Origin of the sequence: Vibrio sp., assembly GCF_050299255.1 — a bacterium.
Taxonomy (GTDB): domain Bacteria; phylum Pseudomonadota; class Gammaproteobacteria; order Enterobacterales; family Vibrionaceae; genus Vibrio.
On the sequence record NZ_JBNKVP010000079.1, the window covers coordinates 1 to 15262 of the forward strand.

Below are 15262 nucleotides of genomic sequence, written 5' to 3' on the forward strand. Positions count from 1 at the left end.
GAAATGGCTAGTAATATTATTTCTACTGCTTAAAAATGACCGAGCCCCTGGTTAAAGCAACCAGGAGCGGGGGAGTTTGTACCCGGGCGATCGCAATCCGTTGCCGCTGACCACCGGATAACTTAACCCCGCGTTCGCCCACCGTAACGTCATAACCCTGCTGGCAGGATTCATCCTGTAACTTTTCCCGGATGGAGCGGTGCAATAGTGAGGTGTCTTGAGTGATCATGCCAATCTGCTGGCGCAGTAACTCCTGCCTGACCAGGCTGGATTTACCCGCGCCAGAGCGACCGACAATGCCCACTTTTCTCCCGGCTCAAGCTTAAAATCGAGCTTATCGAACACGGGGATATCTTCGCTATAGCGGAAACCGATGTAGTTAAAGTGAATCCGGCCACTGCTTACCTGTAGCGGTTGTGCGTTCGCCACATCCTGGATTAGTTCCAGTTTGTCTGCGGCCAGTTGCCGCGCATGACGATGACGATTCTGGTCGGCGCAATGCTCGGTCTGGTCGGCAGTTTTATGTAGCAACTGACCCAAAACGGCTTGGAGCAAGTGTGGTGGGTATTGCCGAGAATCTAGGTTGCACTGTTGGTGCTTGTATTTGCCCCCTTGGATACTAACGTTACTACGGTTGGAACAGCAGGAGGCGTCGGCACGCGGCCTGTCTGCATCGACAGCCAGTGTGGTATTGTTAGTGCTCGTTGCGATTGTTAGTTCTCGTTGCGATTGTTAGTTCTCGTTGCGATTTTTTGTGCTCTGGCTACGGCAACTATGGGACCGGTGGCGTTTGTGGGTTTGGTCGCACCTGACATGGCAACGATGCTCGGCGCAAAACAGGTGGTGCCCTAGTTGTTAATGGCCAGTGTGATTGGCTCAGTGTTGATATTGTGGGCAGACTGGCTGGGCAAGATATTGATTCATCCGCTGCAGATTTCAGCCGGCACGCTGGTTGCGGTTATCGGCGGCAGTTATTTCCTGTTTCTGATGGTGATCAATCGGGTGCGATAACAGATTAAACTCATTTGGCTTTTTTCGTTAAAGCCGCTACTATGTGACTCGGTTGATAATGAGAGTGATTATCAACTAATTCATTGGGCTACTAAATTATATTGATTGTGATTATGAACCGAAACCAAATAACCCTGGCATTGTTGCTTGTTGTAAGCTCCTGCACTGCAATAGCCGCAGATTCACTGTCCAAAGCGCAAGCTGTTCAGGCACAAACTCACAAGTCTTCTGCGGAAAGTCAAAAGCGCATTGATGCCAGCGCAGAGCAGACCTCGGTGTTGCGAGCTGAAATTGAGTCCCTGCAACAGGAAGTTAAAAATATTCAGGTTTATCATGATCATCTGTCGGCGATGGTCGCGAGTCAGCAGACGGAAATGGACAGCTTCAATCAACAGATCGAGCAGATCCAGGACACGCGACAGGGAATCGTACCGTTAATGTACGACATGCTGGCCGGACTGGAACAGCAACTGGCTGACGACCTGCCGATCAAACTGCAGCAACGCAAACAGCGGTTGGCCAAATTAAAAGCCTTGATGCCTCAGGCTGACGTTAGTGATGCTGAAAAGTATCGCCGAATTTTAGAGGCTTACCAGATAGAGCTCGACTATGGTACCAAACTGGATTTTTACACAGGGCAAATTGATGTTGATGGTCAGCCGCTTCAAGCTCAGATCGTTCATCTGGGCCGAGTGTCGTTAATCGCACGTAATCTTAACCAAACCCGTTACTGGGGCTGGAGCCAACAGCAGAAACGATGGCAGTCGCTGCCGTCAGACAGCTTTGCTGATCTGGACAAAGCGTTTGCCCTGGCGCAAAAACAGATTGCTCCGGAGCTGCTTAACCTGCCGGTTGCTCTCGCCGTTAAGGGAGGCAATTGATATGAAATCTCTCAGAATCATTGCCTTATTGGCGCTTTCGTTGCTAACTAATACGGCGTTTGCTCAGGATCTTTTGTCTGCCACTCAGCAAGACCAGGCGAAGCAGCAACAACATGATAAGCAGCGAGAAGCGGGTTTTTACGCCAGTGAAAAAGAACTACAACAGTTGCGCGATAAGCTATTGGCGCAGCGCGATAGGTTGCAAAAGTCCACTGACCAGCTCGCGCAAACCTTCAGTGATAACGAAGAACGGTTAGCCACGCTCGAGGATAAATTGCGCCTGGAAACCGGTAGCCTCGGCGAAGTATTTGGCGTAGTTCGGCAGAACGCTAAGGCACTACAAACTGAATTGGATCAATCTCTGACCAGCGTAGACCGCCATCTGAATTACACCGCGATTGACCAAATCGTTCAGGCAAAAACACTGCCTTCGATCGATCAGCTACGGGGTTTATGGCAAGGTTTTCACGAGCAGATACAGGCTTCATCTGAAGTGGAATTTGTCTCCGTTGATTTTGTTGATGGTGAGGGTACGACCGCGCCAGTAATCGCGGCGCGGATTGGCAGCTTTGCCCTGCTGACGGAACATGGTTATTCAGCCTGGAACGGCAAGACAAAGCTGGCCAGCGCTTATCCTCGCCAGCCAGAACATGGGGCTAATCTGGCCAGTGTGAAAGCGGCGAGTGAAGGTCAAACGGTTAATCTGTTACTGGATCCGTCCCGCGGCGCCATTCTGGAACAGTTGGCGCAAACTCCCACACTGAGTGATCGGCTACAAGCTGGCGGTGTGGTTGGCAAAATTATTCTGGCACTGCTGGCGCTTGGTTTAATCATCGCACTGGTACGCGGTGCGCGCTTGCTGGCGGTAAAAGGCCAGATCAACAAGCAACTGAAGCAACCTGAAATTCCCGGCAACAATCCGCTTGGCCGGGTTCTGGCCGTGCATCAGAAACACACTACCCGCAGTGCAGAGGCGCTGGAACTACGTCTGTTAGAGGCCGTGGTGGATGAACAAGCCGGTTTGGAAAAAGGGTTGTCTATGCTCAAACTGCTTGCCGCGCTGGCGCCTATGCTCGGGTTGTTGGGAACGGTGACCGGTATGATAGAGACATTCCAGGTGATCACCCAATTTGGCAACAGCGATCCTAAGGTGATGGCTGGTGGCATATCCATGGCTCTGGTGACAACCGTGCTGGGCTTGGTAGCCGCCATGCCACTGTTGCTGGCGCACAATGTACTTAGTAGTCAGGCTGAGTATATCCGCACCATTTTGGAAAAGCAGGGATTAGGCCTGGTCGCGGCACAAGCGGAACAGCAAGATCACTATCAAGGGCAGCCAGTTGCTGGCCGCGCTGTAGCGTAACGGCGGCAGACTGTTATGGACAGCGTAACCCTATTGAGCGATATGCTTGCCCAGACAGACTGGGGTCAGTCTCTGCTGCTTTTTATGCGGCAAGGCGGGCCAGTGCTGTGGTGGCTGGCGGCGATTGTGGCTCTGTTTTGGCTGTTGATCATCGAACGGGTGATGTTTATGGTTTTCAGTTTTCCCCGTCAGCAAAAACGTTGGCTGGACAACTGGCAACGACGACAGGATCACGACTCCTGGTATGCTCGTACCATACGCGATGGCTGGCTGGGGCAGGCCAGGCTGGAACTGACCAAACATCTTAATCTGATTAAATTACTTGTGGCGCTGTTTCCCATGCTCGGCTTGCTGGGCACGGTGACAGGTATGATATCCGTATTTGATTTAATGGCAAACCAGGGTAGTAGCGATCCACGATTAATGGCGTCTGGTATTTCCATGGCGACGTTGCCGACCATGGCTGGCATGGTGGCGGCTTTGGTAGGCATGTTTGTTCACGCCCGTTTAGTTAAGGCTTGTCTGAGCAAAGAGCAAAAACTTGAAAAACAATTAAGGAGCCAGCAGTGAGATTAGGCCGTCGTCACAGTAAACAAGAAGAAGCCCAAGTCGATCTGACGTCTATGCTTGATATTGTCTTTATCATGCTGATCTTTTTTATCGTCACCAGTTCTTTTGTTCGGGAGTCCGGTATGGAAGTAAACCGGCCAGAAGCGGCACACGCGGTAAGCCAGCAGCAGGCCGGGATTTTTGTTGCCATCACAGCCTCAAACGACATTTATATCGACAAACGGCTGATTGATGTGGAACGTGTTCAGGCTACGCTGGAGCACCTTTCGCTGGATAAGCAGGACGTCTCTCTGGTGATACAGGCTGATGAGCATGCCTACAATGGCACTGTAGTCAAAGTGATGGACGCAGCCAAAGGGGCCGGCATTCAAAAAATCGCCCTGGCCACGGAGCAGCCTTAATGGTTCGACTAGTTTTAGCGTTGCCGTTGGCAGCTGGACTGGCGTTTGGCTTATTCTTGGCGATGGCCTGGATGGTCACCGATGGTGCGCAGCAGGTTCAGGCGCCACGTCATAATCCTCGTGTAAATATGTACATGGTGGAACGGGAGCAGGAAGTTCAGCGGCGGCAGAGATCGTTGCCAGAGAAACCTCAGTTGCCACAAATGCCACAGGCATCACCGCCGACCGAGCAGCAGAAGCAATCGGTTTCCGTTAACCCGCTGATTGCGGCCAATTCGCTGGACCTGGATACCGGTATTGAGGCGTTAACCATCAGCGCGCCCAGCTTTGGCGAGATAAATGTTGATCAACAAGCCATGCCCATCCATAGAGTGGAGCCCACTTACCCGGCTAAAGCGCTCAAGCGAAAAATGGAGGGGTATGTTACCTTGCGTTTTACTATTGATGTATCTGGGCGACCGTCGCAGATAGAAGTCGTTGATGCCAAACCGAAGCGCGTATTTGATAAAGCGGCACTGTATGCGGTGAAAAAGTGGAAGTACCAACCGCAGCTGATAGATGGCAAAGCGGTTGAGCAGCCCAATCAAACCGTTACTGTGGAGTTTAAACTGGCCCAATGAAACTCATAAACTACCTGTTGCTGCCTTTAGTCGGTGTGAGTATGGCAATCAATGCAGCCCAGCTTAGTCAACACACTGCTATTCAGATAGTTAAAGCCAACGACTTGGCTGGTTCGGAGCAGTATCAAGCAGCGATTAGTCTCCTAAACAAGGTTTCAACCGATAGGGAATATGATCGCGCTTATATTGACCGTATGTTGGGCGTCTTCTACTGGCAATCGGGAGACATTAGCCGGGCCGTCAAATATCTGGACCAGGCAGTGCAAAGTAAGCTGCTTGATCAGCAGCAGTGGCAAACGAGAAAAATGTTGGCCGACTTGTTAGTTAGCCAGCAACACTATCAGCCAGCACTGAAGCATTATTATCAGCTAACCGCGTCGGTGCCCGAAGATCAGTCAGTGGCGCAGCTCTGGCTGCGTATTGCCCAGGCCAATTATCAGCTAGAGCAGTGGCAACCGGTTTTAGCCGCCGTTGCGGAGTATCGAAATAAACACCTTACGCCGGAAGTTCGTCCACTCTCATTGCAGCTCGGAGCGCAGCTGCAACTGCAACAGTGGCAGCCTGCAATCAAGACGTTAGAGGCGTTAATCGAGCTGGAACCGGGGAAACTAAACTGGTGGCGTCAGTTAGCCGGGCTGCAACTGCAGGTTAATCGCCCTGATAAGGCATTGGCGACCTTGTCCTTAGCCAGCCAAGCGGGGCTAATATTGAGCGAGCAGGATTTGAAAATGCAGGCCCAGTTGTATGCGCAGCAGGGTATTCCAGAGAAGGGTGCGGAGATTTTGCAACAGCTCTACCGAGGATCGGCTGACCAGACTATCTTGGTGCAGCAAGCCTGGTATTGGCAGCAGGCGAAAGAGTGGCAAAAAGCGGCTCGAGTCTGGTCAACTGCAGCGCAACAAGACAACAAGTACTACTGGAATGCAGCGCAGCAGTTTATCCAAGCGGGCCAGTATCAACATGTTCTGCAGGCGATTGACAAACTGAACCCTGCACATCGCACGGAACAGGTGAGGTTAGCTAAGATTCGCGCGCTGTATCAATTAGACCGGTTACAAGAGGCGCAGGCGGAAGCCAACACGCTCTATGAAGCCTCTGGCAACAAGCAAGCGCAAAACTGGATTCGTTATCTGTCGGGAGTTATGCGGCTTAATCAGTCTGATTGAGCTATTCCTTGCGAATGACAAACTTTCTGCTGGCAAAGCTGCCGGTCAACACGCAGGGGGCTGTGGAGAGGGGAGTTATAGCGATGTCGCATTAGAGACGAGCTCTAATTGCGACGGGTTGTTCATATCACAAACTTTTACCTGATTGCGACCATTCTGTTTGGCTCGGTACAGCTCTGCGTCCGCGGTAATCAGTACATCTTCCAGGCTGCAACCCATATGGCATTCGCTGACACCGATGCTGGCGGTAAGGTTAATAGGTTCTTCAGTACATTCAAACTGATAGCTATCCAGCTCCCCACGCAGATACTCAGCAACATGTACCGCTTGATCTAAATCGGTGTTTAACAGTGGCACACAAAACTCTTCTCCACCGATACGATAGACATGATGCTGAGGCAGCAGTCTCTTGAACAGCTCTGCTGCTTCTATCAGGACCCGATCACCGGTATGGTGACCGTATTCGTCGTTGACCTTTTTAAAGTAATCCAGGTCGAGGATGAGCATGGCGACCGGATGTTTATCGGCGCTGTTACAGTGTCGGTAGTAATGGTGTACCAGAGCGTGACGGTTATAGAGTCCGGTTAGCGCGTCTCGTGATGCCAGTTTCTCTAAAGACTGCTCCGAAAAGCGACGTTTCACTTCGTAAACGTGCGACATTAGCCAAATCACCAGATACAGGCCGGTAACATTGAGCAGTAGTGAGATCTGCGCTGAATAAGCCGGCGAAGTGCGAAACTGGCTATAGATAATATTGGCGTTGTAAGCGATTAATACGATAAAGGTTGTCAGGGTAATTAGCTGGCCGTGATGTTTTCCTACCAACAGATAATTGAGCACAGGAAACAGCGCAAACCAGACGCAAAATTCAACCGGCATCGCAAGTGAAAACACTGCTGTTGCAGCAAGCATGTTCAGAACAAACACGTAGGTATACATCAAGCGATGGCTGATCCTTTGGTGTCTGGTGCGATTGTAGACATAGATGGAAAAAGCACCGAGAGCACTTTCAAACATGATCAGATAGGGATGGCGGAAATCCACGGCATGGTAGGTCGCAGCACAAAGAGCAATTATTGCCAGCAACATGCTCAACCTCCCGAACACGTTTACTCTAAGCTCTCTGGATGGATTAAATACGCCAGCGTCCATGCTGAGGAGTCCTCTTTAATGCGCACATATGAAACTACCTGAATTGAACTCTATATTAGTGAAGCTAAATCTAGGATCAAATATTTGTTCTCAATAAGTGATCTTGATATCGGTTCAAATAATAATGCAAAAATGTAATGGAGATCTTCGAAAAAGTGATTACGAGTCAAATATTTAGTTATATATAGATACCTAGAGCTCAAACTGTGCTTGGGATAACTAAATGGGGCAGTGTCACCTGATTTGTCGGTGCAATCTGAACCTGGGACGTGGAATCACCCGATATTTTGATGCAATCAGGCAGTCGCTCGTCTGTTAATTGCCTAAGCGTGGCTCCAATCGCGGCCAACCTCTGGCAGAAAACAACTATGTATTCAGCATAATGACACTTCGTTTCGTATAGTTTAGCGGAGATCCCTGATGATCCGACTCTCCCCGGTTGCCATTGCCCTACTGCTGATTCATTCACCATGTTTAGCGCTGGCTGACCAGCCACAAGATCCGATTCTGGTATCAAAAGCGAACCAGTATCAGGATGACATCGATCTGAATCAGTATTGGTATAGCGAAAAGTTAGATGGGATACGGGCGGTCTGGACTGGTAAACAACTTGTCACGCAAACCGGTAACCTGATCAATGCCCCGCAATGGTTTACCCGTTCCTTACCGGAATTTGCCGTAGAAGGTGAACTATGGGCAGGCCGCGGACGATTTCATCAGGTTCAAACCACCATCTTTGACCAACATCCTGACTCTGAGGCCTGGCGAACCATCCATTTCATGGCGTTTGATTTACCGTCTGCCGAGGGGGACTACCAACGACGCTATAAAACCTTAACAGACTGGACGGCCCAGTTGGCTGTAGAGCATATCCGCCACATTCCTCAGTTGCCTATATCTTCCCGCCGTGCGCTGTTTAAAGTTTTAGACGAAATAGACCAACAGAATGGAGAAGGGATCATGTTACGCAAAGTAGACAGCGTGTATCGTACTGGCCGCAGTGATGACTTACTCAAACTAAAGAAATTCCAGGATGCTGAAGCTACCGTCATCGGCTACCGGCCAGGGAAGGGCAAATACGTAGGGAAAATGGGCGCACTACTGGTGCGAATGAGTAACGGTGTTGAGTTTGCTATCGGCAGTGGTTTTACTGATCAGCAAAGGGGCCTGCCGCCAGAGTTAGGCTCGGTAGTGACTTTCCGCTACAGCGGAAGTACCCACAATGGCGTTCCCCGTTTTGCACGTTTTATTCGCGAACGGGATATCATCAATAATCCTTGATTAATTTGCTCCGACTTTAACCCCGCAGCGTTTAAACAGAGATTGCCAATACTCTACGTGGTGGCGGATAGCGGTACGAAATCGACCATGGGTACGAAAAATCGGGTAGACATAGCCCCCATTGCCTTGGGGCCAGTCAGCAATGTAAGGCGCGACTTGGAGGTAAACCGCATCGAGTGTAGCCAGATAGGATTGGATTGGTTCAATAAAGTAATGCTGAAATACGTTATTCAGATATTGAACCTGGGTATTGTCTCGGCCCGGTCCACAGAATAATTTGGCGTCACCGGATTCTAACTGCTTGGTTGCCTGGTCGAGTAGCAGCACTGCATTGAGCATAGAGAAGTGAAGTTGTCCGATAAGAGGCTGTTTTTCCAACACTTCCTGATAGGCAGCCACACTGTATGAATCGGTGGTTTGATCGATTGAACCTGAACTCAGCACCGCCAAATGATCTAGTGCCGTCATCACATCTCTCTGGTTGAAACCAGACTGTACCGGTAGCCACTGATACCCGGACAACTGAGCCCGCATTGCTTCACTGGTGTAGAGTAAATTTCTCAGTTGATCAATGAGTTGCTTTTGTTTAATAGCATACAGAGGGCGGAGTTTTTCATTTAGTTCCTGGCTTATGTTACTGCTTTGCAGGCAATACTCCAGACCATGCAAAAGTTTCACCTGGTAATCTAAATTACGAAACTGATCCTGTACTTTACCTAATGGTGAATTCCGTTCAGCAATCAAATGAAATAGCCCGCACTGACGCAACTCATAGCTATCCAGTAGCCCTAACCTCATGTCGGCAATCTCTACTCTGAGCGAGTGCGTGTCTGGCAGAACAATATTGACCTGGGATGGTAGCGGTAAAGGTTCAGTCTCCAGAACATTGGCAAGCCTGGAGAGATACAGTTCAAATGCTGCCGGGATCGGCGCTTTCTGGCTGTCACAACCCCACAATAACAACAGGCTAAGCATCAAAAATCTCATTACAACATTCAGGCTCCATGACTACGCAGCGTGTTACTGCCCCGATTTATCTTTCTAACGTCACTATTAGCTTAGCCAGCATATGCGATCTGCCCACAAAAAAACCGGGTGATACCCGGTTTAATAATTGAACTAGTAACTGAATTACAACACCTTACAAGCAAATCCTTTCAGGTAGAATCCTTCAGGGTAGGCGGTATCGGTAGGGTGGTCAGCCGCCTGCTCGAACCGTTCAACAAACTTAACCTCGCGGCCCGCATCCAGAGCGGCATCTGCGAGTATTTTCTGGAACAGAACCTGATCCATCAAACCTGAGCAAGAGTAGGTTAGCAGTGTGCCGCCGGGTTTCAGGATCTGCATCGCCAACATGTTGATATCTTTATATCCGCGGCAGGCACCGTTTAACTGGGCCTTACTCTCGGCGAACTTAGGCGGGTCCATAATCACCACGTCGAACTTGGTGCCCTGGTCTCGGTATTCGCGTAATAGTTTGAATACATCCGCGTTTAAGAAAACGGCTCGCTTGTTTGAAAGATCAAATTCATTCAGTTCTGCATTTTGACGAGCGATATCCAGCGCCGGTTGAGAGACATCGGCATTGATCACACGCTTAGCGTTCCCTTTAAGCGCATACAAACCGAAACCACCAGTGTAGGAAAAGCAGTTGAGTACTTCTTTGTTTGCCACATACTTGATAGATTGTTGCCGGCTGTCACGTTGGTCGAGGTAAAAACCGGTTTTGTGACCTTTCTGGATATCAACGCTGATCTTAACGCCATTCTCTTCGATGACCACGGATTCAGGAGGAAGCTCACCATGCAATACACCGGTGCGCAGTGGTAATCCTTCTTTTTTGCGGACGGATACATCTGAACGCTCGTAAATGTTGCAGTCGGGGTACAGTTCGACCAGTGCATCAATCAAAGCCTGTTTTTGGTACTCTGCGCCAGCGCTTAGCAACTGACAGACAAAGTAGTTCTGATAACGGTCGATGGTAATTCCCGGCAATCCATCCGACTCTGCGGCGACAAGGCGATAACCTGTCAGACCGTCACGGGCAATAATATCGTCGCGTAGCAGTTGGGCATTTGACAGACGTTCGACAAAAAAGCTCTTGTCGATGGATTGCTTTTTGAATGACCAGATCCTAGCTCTGATTTGAGACGCGGGAGAGTAGGCGGCTTTCGCCAACCATTGACCATCGTGGCTGAATACATCAACCGTTTCGCCAGACTGAGGATCACCTTCTACTTTGCTGATACCTCGAGAGAAGATCCAGGGGTGTTTGCGGCGTACTGATTTGTCGCGCCCTTTGGTTAAATATATTGCTGGCGTCATAGTCGAAGTTATCTCGGTCATAAAAGGCGCATATTGTCGAAGAACTGGGAGGGAAAAGCAAATGAAAGCGTTGCCTGACTAAAGCAGTTTGCGTATTTACATATCACAAGATACGTCATAGCAATCACAACCTGGCTATACGTCGCCAAGTAAGACTAACAACTGCTCTATAGTTACAATACTATGCAAGGAGCGCCAAAGCGGGTTTGGTTATTATGACTGCTTTGCTCTTATCCCAATCAGTTGTCACACTCTGTCCATAGTGATGGACTACCATTAATACATTGAAAATCAATTAATAACTAAGTTTAAGGTGTACAAAATGAATGAGAAATGTGTCAAGTTCACCGTGACTGGATTCGTGCAGGGCGTGGGTTTTCGATATCACACCTGCCACCAGGGCTTACAATTGGGGCTAAATGGCTACGCAAAGAACCTGCCGAATGGAGATGTGGAAGTGATGGTGCTGGGTCAAGATGACGCGATAGACAAGATGGCAGCCTGGTTGCAACAAGGCCCCAGAACCGCCTCTGTTAATCACGTTACCCGTGAGGATGCACCGCTTACTACCTATCGAGGTTTTGAAATTCTGTAAGCGTTAATTTAAAGGCATTTGGCGGGCTTAGGCAGGCCGGCTAATTTGGTTGCTTGTTTAGCTGGTCCTTGTTTAAAAAGCTTAAACAGATACTTGCTGTTGCCTTTTTCAGGCCCATGCGCTTTTTCCATCGCCTTAACCAGCATTCTCACGGCGGGTGAAGTATTGAACTCCAGATAAAAGTTGCGCACGAACATGACGACTTCAAGGTGAGCGTCGGTCAGTTCAATGCCTTCTTGTTCCGCTAATACCGCAATCATGCCTTCATCCCATTGGGTATAATCAAGCAGATATCCTTGCGCGTCGGTTTCGATTTGTTGACCTTTGTATTCAAACATAATTTCTGACAATGCCAATTGAGAGCTAGATAACCAAAGTTAAGCAAAGATTATTACTCAACTGCAAATAAAGAAAAAGCCCGGGCGAGTCATCGGCCGGGCTTTTAAGATGCTTTTGCTTAATTAATCGTCGTTCATAATACCCAAGATGCTCAGCAAGCTGATGAACAAGTTGTAAATAGAAACGTACAAACTAACGGTCGCTGAAATATAGTTGGTTTCACCACCGCGTACAATTTGCTGAGTTGTCAGCAAAATCACGCCGGTAGAGAACATCACAAACATGCCGCTCATTGCCAGGTAAAGCATTGGCATTTGCAGGAAGATATTTGCCACCATGCCGACCAGCAGAACCACAAAGCCCGCCATCAGCACGCCGCCCAGGAATGACAGGTCACGTTTAGTGGTCAGCGCGTATGCAGAGGCACCCAGAAACGCCAAGGCAGTACCACCAAGTGCGGTTAATACTACATCACCCATACCTGCGCCCAGGTACATGTTCAGAATTGGACCAAGGGTATAGCCTAGGAAACCGGTAAACAAGAATGTAAATACCAGTCCCATACTGTTGTTACGGTTTTTCTCTGTCAGGAACAACAGACCATAAAAACCGACCAACATTATGATCAAGCCAGGGCGGGGCAGGTTGAGCGCCATTGAGACACCCGCAACTAAGGCAGACCATAATAGGGTCATGGACAACAGGGCGTACGTATTACGTAACACTTTGTTGGTTTGCAGGGCACTCTCGTAGTTAGAAGTGCGAGAATACATTGGACTGTTCATAAAGTTCCTCATAAGGCTGTACTACTTTATCTCTACTATTAATGCGGCTTGTTGATAGCAATTTCAAGCCCGATTTGTATTGCAGAAATACGTTTAGGAAAATAATAGTGGAAATAACCGGTTAAGTGTTTTTCAAGTTGTAACACAATATAACAAAAGAGGCAGCATAAGCCGCCCCTTGTTGAACATAAAACACAAACTTAATGGTGCAGAATTTGCGCCAGGAAGTTTTGGGTACGATCTGACTGAGGATTCTCGAAGAAATCTTTCGGATTGTTTTCTTCGATGATTTCACCAGCATCCATGAAAATCACCCGGTCAGCGACCTCTTTGGCAAATCCCATTTCGTGCGTTACACACAGCATCGTCATGCCTTCTTCCGCCAACTCAACCATAACATCCAGTACTTCACGAACCATTTCCGGGTCAAGTGCTGACGTTGGTTCATCAAACAACATTACCTGAGGGTTCATACAAAGCGAACGTGCAATAGCAACCCGTTGTTGCTGACCACCGGACAACTGACCTGGGTATTTATCGGCTTGATCGGGGATTTTTACCCGTTGCAGATATTTCATCGCGACGGCTTCCGCCTCTTCCTTAGGCATCTTTTTCACCCAGATTGGTGCCAGGGTACAGTTTTCTAAAACTGTCAGATGAGGGAAAAGGTTGAAGTGCTGGAAACACATGCCCACTTCGCGCCGAACCGCTTCGATATTTTTTAAATCTTCAGTTAGTTCGTTGCCAGAGACATAGATATGCCCTTTTTGATGTTCTTCCAGACGGTTAATACAACGAATCATAGTGGATTTACCGGAACCGGACGGGCCACAAATAACGATCCGCTCACCTTTACGAACGTTTAGGTTAATGTTTTTCAGTACGTGGAATTCACCGTACCATTTATTCATGTCCTGAATTTGGATCATATAATCTTGTTGTTGCGTCATAATACGTCCTTGAGCTTACTGATTATCGTTTGTGACCGGTATGAAGTTTTCTTTCGAGCCATATCGAGTATCTCGACATGCTGAAACAAAATACCCAGAACACTAACGCGACAAATACATAACTTTCAGTTGCGAAACCTAACCACTCAGGGTCGGTATTCGCTGCCTGACCGATACCCAGTACATCGAACATACCGATAATCAGTACCAGACTGGTGTCTTTGAACAGGCCAATAAAGGTGTTCACGATAGATGGGATGGTGATCTTCAGTGCCTGAGGCAAAATAATCAGTCCCATTTTCTTCCAATAGGACAGACCAAGTGCATCTGCAGCTTCATATTGACCTTTCGGAATTGCCTGTAAGCCGCCACGTACCACTTCTGCCATGTAAGCGGCGCTGAACATAACCACACCAATCAATGCTCGAAGCAGTTTGTCTGTTTCGGATCCTTCACTAAGAAACAGCGGCAACATAACTGATGCCATGAACAGCACGGTAATCAGTGGAACACCACGCCAGGCTTCAATGTAGACGGTACAGATACTGCGAATGATCGGCATTTCGGAACGACGTCCAAGCGCAAGCGCCACCCCAATTGGTAATGAGACCACGATACCCACTATCGCAATGATCAGTGTGACCAATAAGCCTCCCCATTTATGGGTGTCGACGACTTCCAGGCCAAACACACCACCGTAAAGTAGAGCGGCAATCACGAATGGATAAATGTTTACGAAGAATAACCATATCCAGGTTCGTTTTGGCGTTTTTTCATAGGCAAGCAGAGCGACAAAAATGGCCAGCGTTGCGTAGAATAGGCGAGGGCGCCACAGCTCTTCCTGAGGATAGAAGCCGTACATAAACTGCTCCCAGCGGACACTGATAAATACCCAACATGCGCCGTCACGGCTACAGGCATCACGAGTTGTGCCCACCCAGTCTGCTTGAATGAACGCCCAGTCTAATACCGCCCATATTCCTGACAGCGCCAGATAACCCAATATCAGAGTCATCACGCTGTTTAATGGCGTACTGAACAAGTTTTTTCGCAGCCAGCCCACCAGGCCCACAGTATTTGCTGGAGGTGGGAGATCTGGCTGAAATTGATGTGTAGTCATATTATCTCTCCACCAACGCAACTTTGCGGTTGTAGTAGTTCATTAACGCAGAAGTCAATAAACTCAACGTCAGGTAAACGCCCATGGTCATCGCGATGATTTCAATCGCCTGTCCGGTTTGGTTGAGTGTTGTACCAGCAAAAACAGAAACCAGATCCGGATAGCCGATCGCCATTGCAAGCGAAGAGTTTTTCGTCAGGTTCAAGTACTGGCTGGTGAGTGGAGGAATGATGATTCGCAGAGCCTGAGGTATTACTACCAGCTTAAGTGTTTTTGAGCGCGGCAAGCCTAATGACATCGCCGCTTCCGTCTGGCCATGGCTGACCGCGTTAATACCGGAACGAACAATCTCGGCAATAAACGATGCTGTGTAGATACTTAATGCTAACAGCAGTGCCGCCAATTCAGGAATAATGCTGACGCCACCTCTGAAGTTAAACCCTTTCAGCTCTGGGTAGTCCGCCGAAATAGGCGAGCCCATGATGAAATACGCAACTAAAGGAAGAACAACGCACAACGCCAATATGATGCGTCCCATTGGAGTTTGCTGACCGGTCAGACGTTGCTTATTCTTCGCCCAGATACCTATCACGATAGAACCGATAATACCTGCTAACAGTGCGATCAGCACCACACCAGAGCCAGGTTCAAAAACCGGAGCTGGCATAAACAGGCCGCGAACGTTCAGGAATACCGCTTCACC

16 protein-coding genes and 2 pseudogenes are annotated in these 15262 nt (G+C 48.8%); 9 read left to right on the top strand and 9 right to left on the bottom strand.

Translation table 11 applies throughout. The features are described 5' to 3' along the window. Positions 1-58 precede the first annotated feature (58 nt). Positions 59-420 (bottom strand): annotated as a pseudogene (locus ACQY6F_RS15845) (ATP-binding cassette domain-containing protein); the annotation flags it as partial. 178 nt (positions 421-598) lie between these two features. Between ACQY6F_RS15845 and ACQY6F_RS15850 the strand changes: the two are divergent. The 7 genes and pseudogenes from ACQY6F_RS15850 to ACQY6F_RS15880 form a co-directional block, all read left to right on the top strand. Beyond that, positions 599-1011 (top strand): annotated as a pseudogene (locus tag ACQY6F_RS15850) (iron chelate uptake ABC transporter family permease subunit); the annotation flags it as partial. 113 nt (positions 1012-1124) lie between these two features. Continuing rightward, the gene (locus ACQY6F_RS15855) at positions 1125-1892 is read left to right on the top strand and encodes a DUF3450 domain-containing protein (RefSeq protein WP_428775775.1); all 768 of its coding nucleotides are present in this window, start codon (positions 1125-1127) and stop codon (positions 1890-1892) included. A 1-nt stretch (position 1893) separates the two neighbouring features. Next, positions 1894-3255 carry a MotA/TolQ/ExbB proton channel family protein gene (locus ACQY6F_RS15860; protein WP_428775776.1) on the top strand — a complete coding sequence of 454 codons (1362 nt, stop codon included), beginning with the start codon at positions 1894-1896 and terminating at the stop codon, positions 3253-3255. 42 nt (positions 3256-3297) lie between these two features. Beyond that, complete coding sequence (locus ACQY6F_RS15865; protein WP_428775801.1) at positions 3298-3825, top strand: MotA/TolQ/ExbB proton channel family protein; 528 nt, start codon at positions 3298-3300, stop codon at positions 3823-3825. Further along, positions 3822-4226, top strand: coding sequence for an ExbD/TolR family protein (locus ACQY6F_RS15870; protein WP_428775778.1), 405 nt, complete (start codon positions 3822-3824; stop codon positions 4224-4226). The genes ACQY6F_RS15865 and ACQY6F_RS15870 overlap by 4 nt, the downstream gene beginning before the upstream one ends. Further along, positions 4226-4846, top strand: coding sequence for an energy transducer TonB (locus tag ACQY6F_RS15875; protein WP_428775780.1), 621 nt, complete (start codon positions 4226-4228; stop codon positions 4844-4846). The genes ACQY6F_RS15870 and ACQY6F_RS15875 overlap by 1 nt, the downstream gene beginning before the upstream one ends. Continuing rightward, positions 4843-6012 (top strand): tetratricopeptide repeat protein, encoded by a 1170-nt coding sequence (locus ACQY6F_RS15880; protein ID WP_428775781.1) that lies wholly within the window; start codon positions 4843-4845, stop codon positions 6010-6012. The genes ACQY6F_RS15875 and ACQY6F_RS15880 overlap by 4 nt, the downstream gene beginning before the upstream one ends. A 75-nt stretch (positions 6013-6087) precedes the next feature. Here ACQY6F_RS15880 and ACQY6F_RS15885 read toward each other — a convergent pair whose 3' ends face one another. Next, complete coding sequence (locus ACQY6F_RS15885) at positions 6088-7164, bottom strand: GGDEF domain-containing protein (RefSeq protein ID WP_428775783.1); 1077 nt, start codon at positions 7162-7164, stop codon at positions 6088-6090. A 420-nt stretch (positions 7165-7584) separates the two neighbouring features. Between ACQY6F_RS15885 and ACQY6F_RS15890 the strand changes: the two genes are divergently transcribed. Beyond that, entirely contained in the window at positions 7585-8445 is an 861-nt protein-coding gene (locus ACQY6F_RS15890) for a DNA ligase (protein ID WP_428775785.1), read from the top strand. Here ACQY6F_RS15890 and ACQY6F_RS15895 read toward each other — a convergent pair whose 3' ends face one another. Both ACQY6F_RS15895 and ACQY6F_RS15900 read right to left on the bottom strand, forming a co-directional pair. After that, positions 8446-9420 carry a DUF3080 domain-containing protein gene (locus ACQY6F_RS15895; RefSeq protein ID WP_428775787.1) on the bottom strand — a complete coding sequence of 325 codons (975 nt, stop codon included), beginning with the start codon at positions 9418-9420 and terminating at the stop codon, positions 8446-8448. A 156-nt stretch (positions 9421-9576) separates the two neighbouring features. Continuing rightward, complete coding sequence (locus ACQY6F_RS15900) at positions 9577-10770, bottom strand: class I SAM-dependent methyltransferase (RefSeq protein WP_428775803.1); 1194 nt, start codon at positions 10768-10770, stop codon at positions 9577-9579. A 322-nt stretch (positions 10771-11092) separates the two neighbouring features. Between ACQY6F_RS15900 and yccX the strand changes: the two genes are divergently transcribed. Further along, positions 11093-11365, top strand: coding sequence for an acylphosphatase (yccX, locus tag ACQY6F_RS15905; RefSeq protein ID WP_428775789.1), 273 nt, complete (start codon positions 11093-11095; stop codon positions 11363-11365). A gap of 8 nt (positions 11366-11373) precedes the next feature. On the opposite strand, the gene ACQY6F_RS15910 is transcribed toward yccX, so the two are convergent. The 5 genes from ACQY6F_RS15910 to ACQY6F_RS15930 all read right to left on the bottom strand — a co-directional run. Continuing rightward, complete coding sequence (locus ACQY6F_RS15910; RefSeq protein WP_428775791.1) at positions 11374-11703, bottom strand: TusE/DsrC/DsvC family sulfur relay protein; 330 nt, start codon at positions 11701-11703, stop codon at positions 11374-11376. A 123-nt stretch (positions 11704-11826) separates the two neighbouring features. After that, on the bottom strand, positions 11827-12489 hold the full coding sequence (locus ACQY6F_RS15915; RefSeq protein WP_428775793.1) for a Bax inhibitor-1/YccA family protein: 663 nt from the start codon (positions 12487-12489) through the stop codon (positions 11827-11829). A gap of 200 nt (positions 12490-12689) precedes the next feature. Further along, positions 12690-13439, bottom strand: a complete 750-nt coding sequence (locus ACQY6F_RS15920; protein WP_428775795.1) for an amino acid ABC transporter ATP-binding protein — start codon at positions 13437-13439, stop codon at positions 12690-12692. Between the two features lie 22 nt (positions 13440-13461). Then, positions 13462-14559 carry an amino acid ABC transporter permease gene (locus ACQY6F_RS15925; RefSeq protein ID WP_428775797.1) on the bottom strand — a complete coding sequence of 366 codons (1098 nt, stop codon included), beginning with the start codon at positions 14557-14559 and terminating at the stop codon, positions 13462-13464. A 1-nt stretch (position 14560) separates the two neighbouring features. Then, the coding region (locus ACQY6F_RS15930; RefSeq protein WP_428775799.1) for an amino acid ABC transporter permease at positions 14561-15262 on the bottom strand (702 nt) is incomplete at its 5' end.